The organism is Streptomyces sp. URMC 124, from assembly GCF_051386455.1.
Taxonomy (GTDB): Bacteria; Actinomycetota; Actinomycetes; order Streptomycetales; family Streptomycetaceae; genus Streptomyces.
On record NZ_JBPQTS010000181.1, the window covers coordinates 1 to 13,568 of the forward strand.

General features: G+C 75.0%; 13 protein-coding genes. 3 read left to right on the forward strand and 10 right to left on the reverse strand.

Annotated elements, in window-relative coordinates:
• Positions 1–142: 142 nt before the first annotated feature.
• Genes ACSNOG_RS28315 through ACSNOG_RS28325 form a run of 3 tightly spaced genes read right to left on the reverse strand, consistent with a single transcriptional unit; the run spans position 143 to position 3,083 of the window.
• Positions 143–766, reverse strand: coding sequence for a response regulator (locus ACSNOG_RS28315; RefSeq protein ID WP_436755556.1), 624 nt, complete (start codon positions 764–766; stop codon positions 143–145).
• A 38-nt stretch (positions 767–804) separates the two neighbouring features.
• Positions 805–2,088, reverse strand: coding sequence for a sensor histidine kinase (locus ACSNOG_RS28320; protein ID WP_436755545.1), 1,284 nt, complete (start codon positions 2,086–2,088; stop codon positions 805–807).
• Positions 2,085–3,083: a hypothetical protein gene (locus ACSNOG_RS28325; RefSeq protein WP_436755546.1), complete on the reverse strand. Its 999-nt coding sequence runs from the start codon at positions 3,081–3,083 to the stop codon at positions 2,085–2,087. The genes ACSNOG_RS28320 and ACSNOG_RS28325 overlap by 4 nt, the downstream gene beginning before the upstream one ends.
• A gap of 160 nt (positions 3,084–3,243) precedes the next feature.
• On the opposite strand from ACSNOG_RS28325, the gene ACSNOG_RS28330 reads away from it, so the two are divergent.
• On the forward strand, positions 3,244–4,287 hold the full coding sequence (locus tag ACSNOG_RS28330; protein ID WP_436755547.1) for an aminotransferase class V-fold PLP-dependent enzyme: 1,044 nt from the start codon (positions 3,244–3,246) through the stop codon (positions 4,285–4,287).
• A 377-nt stretch (positions 4,288–4,664) separates the two neighbouring features.
• Here the strand turns inward: ACSNOG_RS28330 and thpD are convergent, their stop codons facing one another.
• From thpD to ectA, 4 genes are all read right to left on the reverse strand, one after another.
• Positions 4,665–5,579 (reverse strand): ectoine hydroxylase, encoded by a 915-nt coding sequence (gene thpD / locus ACSNOG_RS28335; protein ID WP_436755548.1) that lies wholly within the window; start codon positions 5,577–5,579, stop codon positions 4,665–4,667.
• Between the two features lie 3 nt (positions 5,580–5,582).
• Complete coding sequence (locus ACSNOG_RS28340) at positions 5,583–5,981, reverse strand: ectoine synthase (RefSeq protein ID WP_436755549.1); 399 nt, start codon at positions 5,979–5,981, stop codon at positions 5,583–5,585.
• A 76-nt stretch (positions 5,982–6,057) separates the two neighbouring features.
• Entirely contained in the window at positions 6,058–7,326 is a 1,269-nt protein-coding gene (ectB, locus tag ACSNOG_RS28345) for a diaminobutyrate--2-oxoglutarate transaminase (protein ID WP_436755550.1), read from the reverse strand.
• 32 nt (positions 7,327–7,358) lie between these two features.
• Positions 7,359–7,943, reverse strand: a complete 585-nt coding sequence (gene ectA / locus ACSNOG_RS28350; protein WP_436755551.1) for a diaminobutyrate acetyltransferase — start codon at positions 7,941–7,943, stop codon at positions 7,359–7,361.
• Positions 7,944–8,387: 444 nt separating this feature from the next.
• Between ectA and ACSNOG_RS28355 the strand changes: the two genes are divergently transcribed.
• Complete coding sequence (locus ACSNOG_RS28355; protein ID WP_436755552.1) at positions 8,388–9,488, forward strand: amidohydrolase family protein; 1,101 nt, start codon at positions 8,388–8,390, stop codon at positions 9,486–9,488.
• Positions 9,489–9,816: 328 nt separating this feature from the next.
• Here ACSNOG_RS28355 and ACSNOG_RS28360 read toward each other — a convergent pair whose 3' ends face one another.
• Entirely contained in the window at positions 9,817–10,791 is a 975-nt protein-coding gene (locus ACSNOG_RS28360; protein WP_436755553.1) for a bile acid:sodium symporter family protein, read from the reverse strand.
• Positions 10,792–11,036: 245 nt separating this feature from the next.
• On the opposite strand from ACSNOG_RS28360, the gene ACSNOG_RS28365 reads away from it, so the two are divergent.
• Positions 11,037–11,996, forward strand: coding sequence for an SCO1860 family LAETG-anchored protein (locus ACSNOG_RS28365; protein WP_436755557.1), 960 nt, complete (start codon positions 11,037–11,039; stop codon positions 11,994–11,996).
• A 50-nt stretch (positions 11,997–12,046) separates the two neighbouring features.
• Here the strand turns inward: ACSNOG_RS28365 and cobC are convergent, their stop codons facing one another.
• Positions 12,047–13,150 carry an Rv2231c family pyridoxal phosphate-dependent protein CobC gene (cobC, locus tag ACSNOG_RS28370; protein ID WP_436755554.1) on the reverse strand — a complete coding sequence of 368 codons (1,104 nt, stop codon included), beginning with the start codon at positions 13,148–13,150 and terminating at the stop codon, positions 12,047–12,049.
• A 57-nt stretch (positions 13,151–13,207) separates the two neighbouring features.
• On the reverse strand, positions 13,208–13,567 hold the full coding sequence (locus ACSNOG_RS28375; RefSeq protein WP_436755555.1) for a cobalamin biosynthesis protein: 360 nt from the start codon (positions 13,565–13,567) through the stop codon (positions 13,208–13,210).
• Position 13,568 lies beyond the last annotated feature (1 nt).

Genomic DNA, 13,568 nt, shown 5'->3' on the forward strand with positions numbered 1-13,568 from the left:
GCCCACCCCTCCCGCCGCAACGGCGACCCGCCACAGCGGCGGGAGGGGTGGGCTGGGGCCCGGATTCCTGTCTGCAGCCGGGGGTGGGGTGACGGGCCGGACCCGAGCCCAGAGCTTCCGCCGCGGCGGTGCCGCCCCGTGGTCAGCGGGGGGACACGAAACCGCATTCGTAGGCGGCTATGACCGCTTGGGTGCGGTTGCGGACGCCGAGTTTGGCGAGGGCGCCTGCCACGTGGGTCTTGACCGTGGCGGGGCCCAGGACCAGGTGGTCGGCGATTTCGGCGTTCGACAGGCCCCGGGCCATCAGGCGGAGCACCTCCGCCTCGCGGTCCGAGAGCTGCGCGCGCAGCCTCCCGGCGGTGGCCTTCGCCCGCCGGGCCTGCGCGTGTTCCGCGGCGAGGGCGCGTACGGCGGCGGGGAAGAGCAGGGAGTCGGTACGGGCCACGAGGCGGACGGCCTGGACGAGTTCGTCGGCACCCGCCCGCTTGAGGAGGAAGCCGCTGGCACCGGCGCGCAGCGCGTCATACACGTAGCTGTCGTTCTCGAACGTGGTGACGACGATGACGCGCGGCGGCGAGTCCATGCCGCCGAGCAGCTGCTCGGTGGCCCGGATCCCGTCGACCTCGGGCATCCGCACGTCCATCAGGACGATGTCGGGCCGTAGCTCGCGTACGACGGAGACCGCTTCCGCTCCGGTCGTGGCCTCGCCGACGACCTCCAGGTCCTCCTCGGCGCCCAGGATCGCCCGCAGGGCGGTCCGCACCATGCGCTCGTCGTCGGCGAGCACGATCCGCAGGGGCGCGGTCACCGTCCCGCACCCCCGTTCAACGGCAGGCGCACGGCGAGCCGCCACACCCCGTCCCGCTCGCCGGAGCTGCTGCTGCCGCGCAGCAGCCGGGCCCGTTCGGCTATGCCCGTCAGACCGCGGCCGCCGCCGGTGCGGCGGTGCGCGCGGCCGGGGGACTTGTCGGGGTTGACCGGATTCTCCAAGGCGACCTCCACGGCGTCGTCGTGCACGGTGATCCGCAGCAGCACGGGCACCCGGCCCGCGTGCCGCAAGGCGTTGGTGAGGCCCTCCTGCACGATCCGGTACGCCTCGCGGGAGACGACCGGCGGCACGCCGTCGAGGGCGGCGGGCGCGGCGAGGGTCACGGTGCCGCCGGCGGCGCGGGTGCGCTCCAGCAGCCCGTCCAGGTCGGCGAGGGTCGGCGCCGGCGCGGCGGAGGCGGCGCCGTCCTCGCGCAGGAGCCCCAGGACGGTGTCGAGCTCGCCGACCGCCTCGCGCGTGGTCTCCTCGATCGCGGCGAGCGCCTGCCGCGCGAACTCCGGGTCGGCGTCGAGGACCTTGCGCGCGGCGCTCGCCTGCAGGGTGACGGCGCTGAGCGCGTGCCCGACGGAGTCGTGCAGCTCGCGCGCCAGCCGGTTGCGCAGGGCCAGCCGCATGGCGTGCCGTTCGGCCTCGGCCAGCCGGTCGGCGGGCGTCGGTCCGAGCAGGACGGGCGCGCAGCGGGCGAGGAGCGCGCCGAAGGCACCGGACGCGGCGGCGAGCAGGACGAGCACGACCAGGCCGGCGAGCGGCGCCAGCAGCGTCCAGGGGAAGGCCGGCTTCCCCAGTCCGTACGGGGCGTCCTCGCCGCCCGGGACGCCGGTGACCGGCAGGGCGATGAGCATCAGCGCGAACGGGGGCGTGGCCAGCGACATGCCGCTCACGATGCCGCCGGCCAGCAGGTGCAGGGTGTACCACAGGGCGGTCCGCCCGCGGGCGGACCGCGACTCGCCCGGCCCCGTCGCCAGCGCCTCCTCCGGCACCCCGCACAGGGCGCGCGCCGCGGCGGATTCCAGTGCCCGTACGAGCGGCACCAGCGCGGTCACCGCCGCCGGCACCAGCGCCAGCGCGAAGACGCCGAACTGCCGGCCGAGGGTGGAGGGGAACAGGATGTTCGTGTCACTGATGAAGACGGACGTCAGCGTGCTCGCCAGCAGGTAGTACGGCATCAGCAGCGCGCCGCCGAGCAGCAGGTGCACCCACCGCAGCCGGGCGCGGCGGCCCACCAGGGCGACGGCGCCGCGCCGGAGGAGGTCCGTCACAGCGCGGCGGCCCGCGCGGAGCGCAGGGCGAAGAAGCGTATGCCGGTGGCGAGGACCAGCAGTCCGATGATCACTTGCACAGCGTAGGCGACGGCCATCGTCGCCGTCGGCCCCCGGCCGTCGTCGGCCAGGGCCGTCAGCATTGCGAGCAGCTGCCAGCCGCCCCACGCGGCGGACGCGGCCGAGCCGACGCCCGCGAGGAGCAGCGGGACCCGCAGGGGGACCCGCATCGTCCGCCGCGCCGGCACGCGCAGCAGCGCGACGCCCGCGACCGTCGCGGCGGCGTACAGCACGTAACCGGACTCCCCGGCGGCGAAGTCGCCGCTGTACTGCGCGGCGAGGTCCGGCGACAGCCCCGCCGACACCCCGCATGTCCACATCAGGTGCACCCCGCCGGGCAGGACGGCCAGCACAGCCGCCGCGGTCAGCGCGGCCCGCCGGCCACGACCGAGCTGATGGGCCGGCAGGTCACCGACGCGGCCCCGCCACAGGTGCCCCCAGCGCTCGCGGGCGTACAGCACGAACAGCGTGCCCAGCGCCAGCCCCTGGACGATGAAGCCCGTGTAGACCACGCCGAAGACCCACTCGTCCAGGAAAGGTTCCTCGCCGCCGCCGCGCCCGGAAGGGGCGGCCGAACCGCCGAGGGCCCGCACGACCAGCTGCGCCGGGAAGCCGTACATGATGGGCACCAGCAGCCCCACCGCGCCCCACATCGGCAGCACCAGCAGCCACGCGGGGACGCGCTTGCCCCACGGCCGGGTCAGCAGCAGCGCCAGGACGACGACCGCGGCGTCCATCAGGATGGTCACGGCGTTCGCCACGACCAGGCTCGCGCCGGCGCCCCGCAGGCGGCTCCCTTCCGGGATGCCGAGGTGACTGCCCGCCACCCAGGCGACCTTGAGGCCGAGGTAGGGCAGGCAGGCGGCGATGGTCACCGCGCGGAGCACGCGGCGCCTGGTGGCGTGGTCGTCCGGGAAGGTCGTCGTACTGGTCATGGGAACAGCGTTCCGTCCGGCGGGCCCCGGCGCGTCGCCCTCACCGGCGGACCTCCTCCGCCGCGCGGCGGAGGGACCGCTCGTCCTCAGGCACGGGACGGCCGGCCGGCCGGGCATTTTCATGGACGGCCCGGTCGCCGGGCGCGCATAGTGGGTGGCCATGGAGAGCCTCGCCCCCGCACACTTCGCCCCCGAGACCGTCTACCTCAACACCGCCGCCACCGGGCTCGCACCCGCCCCCGCCGTCGCCGCCATGACCGAGGCCGCCACCGCGTTCGCGCTGGGCCGCCCCGGCGCCGAGGACCACTACCCGGTCATGGACGCCGTCCGCGCCGCCTTCGCCCGCCTCGTCGGCGTGCCCGCCCGGCAGGTCGCCACCGGTGGCTCGGCCGCCGTCTTCTGCGGGCTCGTCGCCCAGTCGCTGCCCGAAGGCTCCGAAGTGCTCTGCGCGGAGGGTGACTTCAGCTCCCTCGTCAACCCCTTCCACGTGCGGCCCGGGCTCGACGTCCGCACCGTCGCCCTGGAGAAGCTCGCGGCCGAGGTGCGTCCCGGTACCGCGCTCGTCGCCGTCAGCGCCGTCCAGTCGGCCGACGGCCGCCTCGCCGACCTCGGTGCGATCGGCGAGGCCGCCCGCGCCCACGGCGCCCGTACGCTCGTCGACATCAGCCAGGCCGCGGGCTGGCTGCCCGTCGACGCGGGCGCCCACGACTTCACCGTCTGCGTCGGCTACAAGTGGCTGATGGGGCCCCGCGGCACGGCCTACCTCACCGTCCCCGAGGACCTCGGCGGCCTCACCCCCGTCTTCGCCGGGTGGGTGGCCGGGGAGGACCCCTGGGACAGCACGTACGGGCGGGTGTCGCTCGCCCGCTCGGCCCGCCGCTACGACGAGAACCCCGCCGTCCTGCCCTACACCGGCGCCCTGGCCGGCCTCCGGCTCATCGAGGAACTCGGCACGGAGCGGATCGCCGCGCACGACCGGGCGCTCGCCGGCCGCTTCCGCGCGGGGCTCGCCGCGCTCGGCCACGACCTGCCCGTGCCCGCGGAGGACTCCGCCGTCGTATCGGTCCCCGGCCTCGGGCACGCGGCGGAGCGCCTCGGGGCGGCGGGCGTACGCGTCAGCGCCCGCGCGGGCGGGCTGCGGGCGTCGTTCCACCTGTACAACAGCGCGGCCGACGTGGACCGGGCACTGGAGTTGCTGGCCTGAGGGGGTGACGGGGGCGGCTGCCTTCTTCCGCCGCGGCGGCCCGCAACCCGCGCCGGACGTATCCGGCGGTGCCGTCCGGGTGGGGAACGCCCCCTGCGGTGCCGTCCCGGTGGGCAGGCCGTCCGGCACCGCCGGGGTTCCGCCGTGGTGGTGGATCGCCGTTGCGGCGGGAGGAAGTGCCGGGCTTCGTCGGCCTGCCGCTGCTCGGCCGTGGCCGGCGGATGGCCTGCGCCGTCGGACGGCCGGGGTCCGTCCGGGCGGGCAGGCCGCCGGGCACCGCCGGGCTTCGCCGTTGTGGTGGTTCGCCGTTGCGGCGGGAGGAGTGGCCGGGGCGCCGGGCCGGGTGGCCGGCTCGGGGCGGCCACCCGGAGGGTCGTTTATCCCACCGGCGTGAAGTCGCGCGCTCCCACGAACTCCGGGCGGCGGGTCGGCGCCGCGAACGGCTCCACCGCCGTGTTCTCCACGCTGTTGAAGACGACGAAGACGTTGCTGCGCGGGAACGGCGTGATGTTGTCGCCCGACCCGTGCATGCAGTTGCAGTCGAACCACGTCGCCGAACCGGCTGCGCCCGTGAAGAGCCGGATGCCGTGCCGCCCCGCCAGCGCGGCGAGCGCGCTGTCCGAGGGCGTGCCCGCCTCCTGCATGCGCAGCGAGCGCTTGTAGTTGTCCCGCGGCGTCACGCCCTCGCACCCCAGGAACGTCCGGTGCGACCCCGGCATGATCATCAGGCCGCCGTTGGTGTCGAGGTTCTCCGTCAGCGCGATGGACACCGACACCGTCCGCATCCGCGGCAGCCCGTCCTCCGCGTGCCAGGTCTCGAAGTCCGAGTGCCAGTAGAACCCGGAGGCCCCGAAGCCGGGCTTGACGTTGACCCGCGACTGGTGGACGTAGACGTCCGAGCCGAGGATCTGCCGCGCCCGTCCCACCACGCGCGGATCGCGCACCAGCCGCGCGAACACGTCGCTGATCCGGTGCACTTCGAACACCGACCGCACCTCCTCGGAGTGCGGTTCCACGATCGCTCTCTCGTCGGCCCGCACCGCCGGGTCGGCGATCAGCCGGTCCAGCTCGGCGCGCAGGACCTGCACCTCCTCCGGCGTGATCATCTCGTCCACGGTGAGGAAGCCGTCGCGTTCGTAGCCCGCCAGGCCGGCCGCGTCGATCGGCCCGGGCACGGACCCCGACGCGGAGCCCGGCACGGAACCCGACGCGGGCCACACCACGGGGTCACGGCGCGGGACGGCGACCTCGTGCGTGCCGCGCGTGGGGTAGAGATCGGTGACCGTGGCCATCGTTCAGCCCTCCTCCGTCAGCAGCGGGTAGACGCCGTTCTCGTCGTGGTCCTCCCGTCCCGTGACCGGCGGGTTGAAGACGCACACGCAGCGGAAGTCGGTCCTGGGGCGCAGGGTGTGCCGCTCGTGGCCGTCGAGCAGGTACATCGTGCCGGGCGAGATCCAGTGCTTCTCGCCGGTCTCGTCGTCGGTGAGCTCGGCCTCGCCCTCCACGCACAGCACGGCCTCGATGTGGTTGGCGTACCACATGGAGGTCTCCGTGCCGGCGTAGAGGACCGTCTCGTGCAGGGAGAAGCCGACCCGCTCCTTGGCGAGCACGATCCGCTTGCTCTCCCACGTGCCGGACCTGGCCTTGACGTGGCGGTCGGTGCCTTCGATGTCCTGGAGGGAACGGACGATCACGGGATCTCTGCCTTTCGTGCGTACGGTTCTTGCGGTGGTTCTTCGGTGGTGGTCAGCTGGTCAGGCGGTCAGGCGGTCAGGCGGTCTCGCGGACCGCGCGAGCCAGGATCCGCAGGCCCTCGTCCAGCTCCTCGGGGGAGATCGTCAGGGCGGGCAGCAGCTTGAGGACCTCGCCCTCGGGGCCCGACGTCTCCACGAGCAGGCCGAGCTCGAAGGCCCGGCGGGCGACCGCCGAGGCCCGCGTCTTGTCGGCGAACTCCAGTCCCCACACCAGTCCGCGGCCCCGGTAGTGCGCGCCGAGCTCCGGGTGCTCGGCGCAGACGGCGCGCAGCGCCTCCTCGGCCTGCTCGCCGCGGGCGAGGGTCTGCTTCTCCATCTGCCCGTCGGTCCAGTACGCGTCGAGCGCCGCGGCGGCGGTGACGAAGGAGGGGTTGTTGCCGCGGAACGTGCCGTTGTGCTCGCCGGGCTCCCAGACGTCGAGCTCCGGGCGGAAGAGGGTGAGCGACATGGGCAGGCCGTAGCCGCCGATGGACTTCGACAGCGTCACGATGTCCGGGGTGATGCCCGCCTCCTCGAACGAGAAGAAGGCGCCGGTGCGGCCGCAGCCCATCTGGATGTCGTCCACGATCAGCAGCATGTCGTGGCGCTCGCACAGCGCGGCGAGCCCGCGCAGCCACTCGGGGCGGGCCACGTTGATGCCGCCCTCGCCCTGCACGGTCTCGACGATGACGGCGGCCGGCGTGTTCAGGCCCGAGCCCTGGTCGGCCAGCAGCCGCTCGAACCACAGGAAGTCCGGGACCCGGTCGTCGAGGTAGTGGTCGAAGGGCATCGGCGTGCCGTGCACCAGGGGGATGCCCGCGCCCGCCCGCTTGAAGGCGTTTCCGGTGACGGCGAGCGAGCCCAGCGACATGCCGTGGAAGGCGTTGGTGAAGGACACGATCGCCTCGCGGCCCTTGACCTTGCGGGCCAGCTTCAGCGCGGCCTCCACGGCGTTGGTGCCCGTCGGGCCGGGGAACATCACCTTGTACGGCAGGTCGCGCGGGCGCAGCACGACGTCCTGGAAGGCCTCCAGGAAGGCGCGCTTGGCGGTGGTGCCCATGTCCAGGCCGTGGGTGACGCCGTCGCGTTCGATGTAATCGATCAGGGCGCGTTTGAGGACCGGGTTGTTGTGGCCGTAGTTGAGCGCTCCGGCACCGGCGAAGAAGTCGAGGTACGTGTGGCCGTCCTCGTCGTACATCCGGCTGCCCTGGGCGCGGTCGAAGACCGCGGGCCAGCTGCGGCAGTAGCTGCGCACCTCCGACTCCAGGGCCTCGAAGACGCTGAGTGCGGGCGGGGTGATGGTCATGGGGGTGCTCCTGTCGGGTGAGTGAAGGGGCCTCAGAGGGCGAGCGGGCCGATGCGGTGCAGCACCTCGGGGTCGTGTCCCGGCTCGGGGAACATCCCGCCGCGGAAGAGGACTTCGCGCTCCACGGGGGCGTGGTGCCGCTCCGCGAAGGAGGCGAACAGGCGGTTGGAGGCGGTGTTGCCGGGCGTGACGGTGGTCTCGACCGTGTCGATCGTGTTGATGCCGGTCCCGTTCCCGCTTTCGCGGGCGATCCGGGTGACGAGGCCCTCCAGCAGCGCGGCGGCCAGGCCGCGGCCTCGGTGCGGGCGGTCGACGGCGACCTGCCAGACGACGAGGGTGCGGGGGCGGGAGGGCCGGACGTAGCCGGTGATGAAACCGGCGGGTTCCCCGTCGCCGGCGCGGCGGGCCACGGCCGAGGTGGCGGCGAAGTCCCGGCACCAGAGCAGGTAGCTGTACGAGGAGTTGAGGTCCAGGGTTCCCGAGTCGCGGGCGATGCGCCAGATCGCGGCTCCGTCCTCGACGCGCGGGACGTCGAGCGTGAGGCCCTCCGGCATTTCCGGGAATTCCCGGAGGGAGGTGGGACGGGCACGTGCAAGGTCTGCTTGTGCTGCGGTCATGCGGAGGGAATTTACCGATGCGGATCGGAAATTGCATCGGGGGTCCGGGTTACTCGGGGGTGGGTGGTTGTGTTATCGCGCGGAGGTGCGTGGGCGCGCAAAGCGGGAGGGTGATGGGGTGGTTTGACCGGTAATATCCGGGCAAATCGCAAGAGGTGTGGAGTGTGTCACAGGCGGTCGCGAGGAACGGGAATTCCCTTGCCGAAGCGTAAGGAAAATGCTGCGTTTAGGGTGCGGAAAAGCGGGCATGAGAATGCGCGGTGAGATGTCGGAGGGAATTCCGGGGAGAAGTTCCCGCGGAATTGCTCCGGGGTCGTGCCGTCCGGCGCGGGGCCCGGGTCGGCCGGTGCCGGCGGGCACCGGCCGGTGGCGGACGCGTCCCGGTGGCCGCCCCGGCGGCGGCCCCTTGGCGGGTGGGAGGAGCGGGCTCGTACAGTGCGGTCCATGAGCGACAGTGGGGTGCTGCACATCAAGGGGCGGGTGCTCGTCGGCGCGGACCCGGACGGCGGGGTGCGCGACGAGCTGTGGGCCGTCGACGGCCGGATCACCTTCGAACGGCCGGTGGGGGCGCGGGACGTCACCACCGTCGAGGGCTGGGCGCTGCCGGGCCTCGTCGACGCGCACTGTCACGTGGGCCTCGACGCCCACGGCCCGGTCGACGCGTCCACCGCCGAGAAGCAGGCGCTCACCGACCGGGACGCGGGAGCGCTGCTGCTCCGGGACGCCGGCTCGCCCTCCGACACGCGCTGGATCGACGACCGCGAGGACCTGCCGCGCATCATCCGCGCCGGGCGCCACATCGCGCGCACCCGCCGGTACATCCGCAACTACGCGCACGAGATCGAGCCGGACGACCTCGTCGCGTACGTGGCGCGGGAGGCGCGGCGCGGGGACGGCTGGGTCAAGCTCGTCGGCGACTGGATCGACCGCGAGACGGGCGACCTGTCCGCCTGCTGGCCGCGCGGGGAGGTCGAGGCCGCGATCGCCGAGGCGCACCGGCTGGGGGCGCGGGTGACCGCGCACTGCTTCGCGGAGGAGTCGCTGGCTCCGCTCGTGGAGGCGGGCATCGACTGCATCGAGCACGCCACCGGGCTCACCGAGGAGACCATCCCGCTGTTCGCCGAGCGCGGCGTCGCCATCGTGCCGACGCTCGTCAACATCGCGACGTTTCCGCAGCTCGCGGACGGCGGGGAGAAGAAGTTCCCGCGCTGGGCGGACCACATGCGGCGCCTGCACGCCCGGCGCTACGAGACGGTGCGCGCGGCGTACGACGCGGGCATCCCGGTCTTCGTCGGCACCGACGCGGGCGGCTCGCTCGCCCACGGCCTCGTCGGCCGGGAAGTCGCCGAACTCGCCAAGGCCGGCCTGCCCCCGCTCGCGGCCCTCTCGGCCGCCACGTGGTCGGCTCGCGCCTGGCTCGGCCGCCCCGGCCTGGAGGAGGGCGCCCCGGCGGACCTCGTCGTCTACGAGACGGACCCGCGGGCGGACATCAGGGTCCTGGGCTCCCCGAAGCGCGTGATCCTGCGCGGCCGAGTAATCCGCTAGCCCCGGGGCTCCCGGCGCTTCCCTCCGCCCCAGGGCGGGCCGGGGGCGGTTGGGCACCGCCGGTGACGCCGGTGGGGGTCGCCCGCCGCGGCGGCGGGGGAGAAGCCGTGGCTCGGGCCGCTCGAAGCCCGGGCCCGGCGATTCCCTCCGCCGCAGTGGTGGTCTGCCACGGCGGTGGTGTCCGGCGGTGCCGAGGGGCCTGCGGTCGGCTGGGCACCGCCGGTGACGCCGGTGGGGGTCGCCCGCCGCGGCGGCGGGGGAGGAGTCGTGGCTCGGGCCGCTTGAAGCCCGGGTCCGGTGGTGGCTGGTGTGCGGGCCGGGGTCGGGGTCAGGGGCGGGGGTGGCGGGACATCCAGGCTGCTACCGCCGCGCCCGAGACGTTGTGCCACACCGAGAAGATCGCCGCCGGGAGCGCCGCCGCCGGGCTGAAGTGGGACGTGGCCAGGGACGCCGCCAGGCCCGAGTTCTGCATGCCGACCTCGAAGGCCATCGCCCGGCTCGACGGGCGGCCGAGGCGGGCCAGGCGGCCCGCCGCGTAGCCCAGGGCCAGGCCGAGGCCGTTGTGGAGGACGACGGCGAGGAGGACGAGCGCCGCCGCGTCCTTGATGCGGGCCGCGCTGCCGGAGACGACGATGAGGACGAGGACGGCGATCGTCAGCGCCGAGAGCGCCGGCAGGGCGCGCAGCACCCTGCCGACCCGCCGCCCCGCGGCCATCCGTACGAGCGCCCCGCCGAGCACCGGCACGAGCACGGTCTTGAGGATGTCGGTGAGCATCGCCCCCGCGTCCACGTCCAGGAACCGGTCCGCGAGCAGCAGCGTCAACGGCGGGGTGACGAGCGGCGCGACGAGCGTGGAGACGGTGGCGACGGACACCGACAGGGCGACGTCCCCGCGCGCGAGGTACGTGACGACGTTGGACGCCGTGCCGCTCGGCGCGCAGCCGACGAGGATCACTCCGGCCGCCAGCTCCGGCGGCAGCCCGAGCACCGTGGCGATCAGCCAGCCCAGCCCCGGCATGATCACGTAGTGGGCGGCGAGGCCGAGCCCGACGGCCCAGGGCCGCTTGGCGACGGCGCGGAAGTCGTCACCGGTGAGGGTGAGGCCCATCGTGAACATCACGACGCCGAGCAGCCAGGGCACGGCCGGAGCCCAGCCGGTGAAGTGGGAGGGGGCGGCGAGCCCCACCCCTCCGGCGGCGACGACGAGCAGGGGGAAGACGGTGACGGCCAGCCGCGCCGTCCGGTCGGCGGTTGCCGGGGCGGGGTCGGCGGCTGTCGGGTCGGCTATCCGAGGGGTCGGCATACGGCGGCACCTTAGCGATCAAGGCCGCTCCCCGAACAGGGGGTGGCGACATCGAAAGCCGTTGCGGAAACAACCCGTTGGAGTGAACTGCCCTCAGGAGGACGCCCCTTCACTCTCCGGAGGTCAAATATGGCGGGGTCCCAGCCGCCGGCGCGAGCTGTCCCCCCGTCCGACCGCGCCGGCGGCGTCAGCGCTCCCGTGGGGGTTCCACACACGTGTTCAGCACCACCAGCCCTTCCTTCGGCATGCCCGCACGCCGGTTCGCCGCCCTCGGCGCGGCGGTCACGGCCGTCGCCACCGCGGCCGCCGGCCCCGCGTACGCCGCCGGAGGCCCCGCCGGTAGCGGTCCCGCCGAAAGCGGCAGGTCCGGCGCCGTCGTCCTGCGCACCGGCCTCGACGTCTCGCTGCTCGACAAGACCGTCCACGTCCCCCTCAGGACGTCCCTCAACGCGGTGCACGCCCCCGCCGGCGCCGACGAGACCGCACTCACCGTGGCCCTCGACGGCGTCGACGGGGGCAAGCCCGTCGACGTCCTGCGCGCCGACGTGGCCACCGCCCGTGCCACCGCCGACGCGACGAAGGCCGAGGCGTACGCGAACCTCGCCCACGCGCGCGTGCACGTCCCCGGCCTTCCGCTGCTCTCCCTCGTCGAGGTCGAGAAGGTCACCTCGCGCGCCGTCTGCGCGGCGGGCGGGAAGCCCGCCGCCACCTCGAACCTCCTCGGTGCCGTCACCGTCCTCGGCAGGAAGACCACCCTGACCACGGCCGGCACGACCAGGGTGGAGGTGCCCGGCGTCGGCGCGGTGCGGCTCGACCTGTCGCGGACGGCCACCACGTCCCGTACGGCCGCGGCCACGGCCCTCCGCCTGAAGGTGACCGTCAACCCCCTGCGGCTGAACGTCGCCGAGGTGCGGGGCGAAGTCACCCTCGCCGAGGCCACGTGCGAGACCCCGCCGGGCGTCCCGAACGGCCCGGTCGCCCAACCGGAGCGCGCGCACGCCACCCCGGCCGCCCGCCGGCAGGGCGCGGCCCGTACCGCCGAAGAGCCGGCCGCGCGGGAGAAGCCCGCCGCGAAGGACCTCGCCGCGACCGGCGCCGGTTCCGTCACGCCCTACGTCGCGGGCGGCGCGGCCCTCCTCGTCGCCGCGGGGGCGGGTGCCCTGGCCGTCACGCGGCGCCGCGCGGCAGCCCGCCGCGGCGACTGAACACCACGGCCGACGCCGGCCTCCGGCCCGCCCTCGGCCCCGGCCCGCCCTCAGCCCTCGGCCAGTGCCTTGCCGAGGGCCTCCGCGAAGCGGTCCGTGGTCGCCCGGTCCCGGACCGCGAGGCGCAGGTAGTCCGGCCCCAGCCCGGGGAACGTGTCGCCGCGGCGCACCGCGAACCCCAGCCCCCGCAGCCTGCCCCGCACGGCCGCGGCACCCCGCACCCGGATCAGCAGGAACGGCCCGGCCGCCGGGCCGTGGACCCGCACCCCCTCGAACTGGCCCACCGCGGCCGCGAGATAGGTCCGGTCCTCGGCGAGGCGGTCCGCGGCGCGGGCGGCCTCCGCGAGCGCCGGGGGAGCGCTGCACGCCTCGGCCGCGGCCAGCGCCGGCGACGACACCGGCCACAGGGGCTGGGCCCGCTCCAGCCGGGCTATGGTGCCCGGCGACGCGAGCACGTAGCCGATCCGCAGGCCCGCAAGGCCCCACGTCTTGGTGAGGCTGCGCAGCACGACGAGACCCGGCAGGTCCGTGACGGACGCCAGCGACTCCGCCTCGCCCGGCACCGCGTCCATGAACGCCTCGTCCACCACCAGCGTCCGCCCCGGCCGGGCGAGCCGCGCCAGGTCGCGCGCCGGGTGGAGGACGGACGTGGGGTTGGTCGGATTGCCGACGACGACCAGGTCCGCGTCGCCCGGCACCGCGCGCGGGTCCAGCCGGAAGCCGTCCGCCTCGTCGAGCAGCACCCGCTCCACCCGGTGCCCGGCGTCCCGCAGCGCCGCCTCCGGCTCCGTGAACTGAGGGTGCACCACCACCGGCCGCCGCACCCGCAGCGCCCGCGCCAGCAGCACGAACGCCTCGGCGGCCCCGGCCGTCAGCAGCACGCGCTCCTCCGGCAGCCCGTGCCGCTCCGCGACCGCCCGCCGGGCGGCGCGCCCGTCCGGGTAGGAGGCGAGCCCGTCGAGCGACGCGGCGATGCGCTCGCGCAGCCACACGGGGGGCGTGCCCGCCCGTACGTTGACCGCGAGGTCCGTCAGCTCCGCGCCGGCACCCCGCACTTCGGCGTCACCGTGGTGCCGCAGGTCGGGTTCGCTGGGATTGTGCATGGCCGCGGGCCGCCTTCTCTCGTCCGTTTGCTGCTGGTCGTCGTCGTTCACCGGCTCCGGGCGCGAGGCGCCCGCCCCAAGACCGTACTGACGGCGGCGGAACGGCCGTCAAGCGGGTCCGTACGCCGGCCCGTACGCCGGCCCGTACACCGGTCCGCACGTCGGCCCGTACGCCACCGCGCACGTCACCCGCGCGGACTTGCGCTTCCCCACGGCCAGCACCCCGCCCTCCCCGGCCGCCAGCAGCGCCGCCGCCTCCGCCACCGAGGGCGTCCCCACGGCGGCCGACGCGGCGGCGGAAGGATCCGGCACCGCGACCCCGGCCAGCGCTCCGGCCCCGTACACCCGCAGCGGCACGCCGAGCCGGGCGGCCGCTTCCAGCAGCCCGTCCTCGCCCGCCTTCGCCTCGGCCGTCGCCAGCGCCGCCGGCCGCCTCCCGGGCCTCCCGCGCGCCCCGGCCCCGTACACC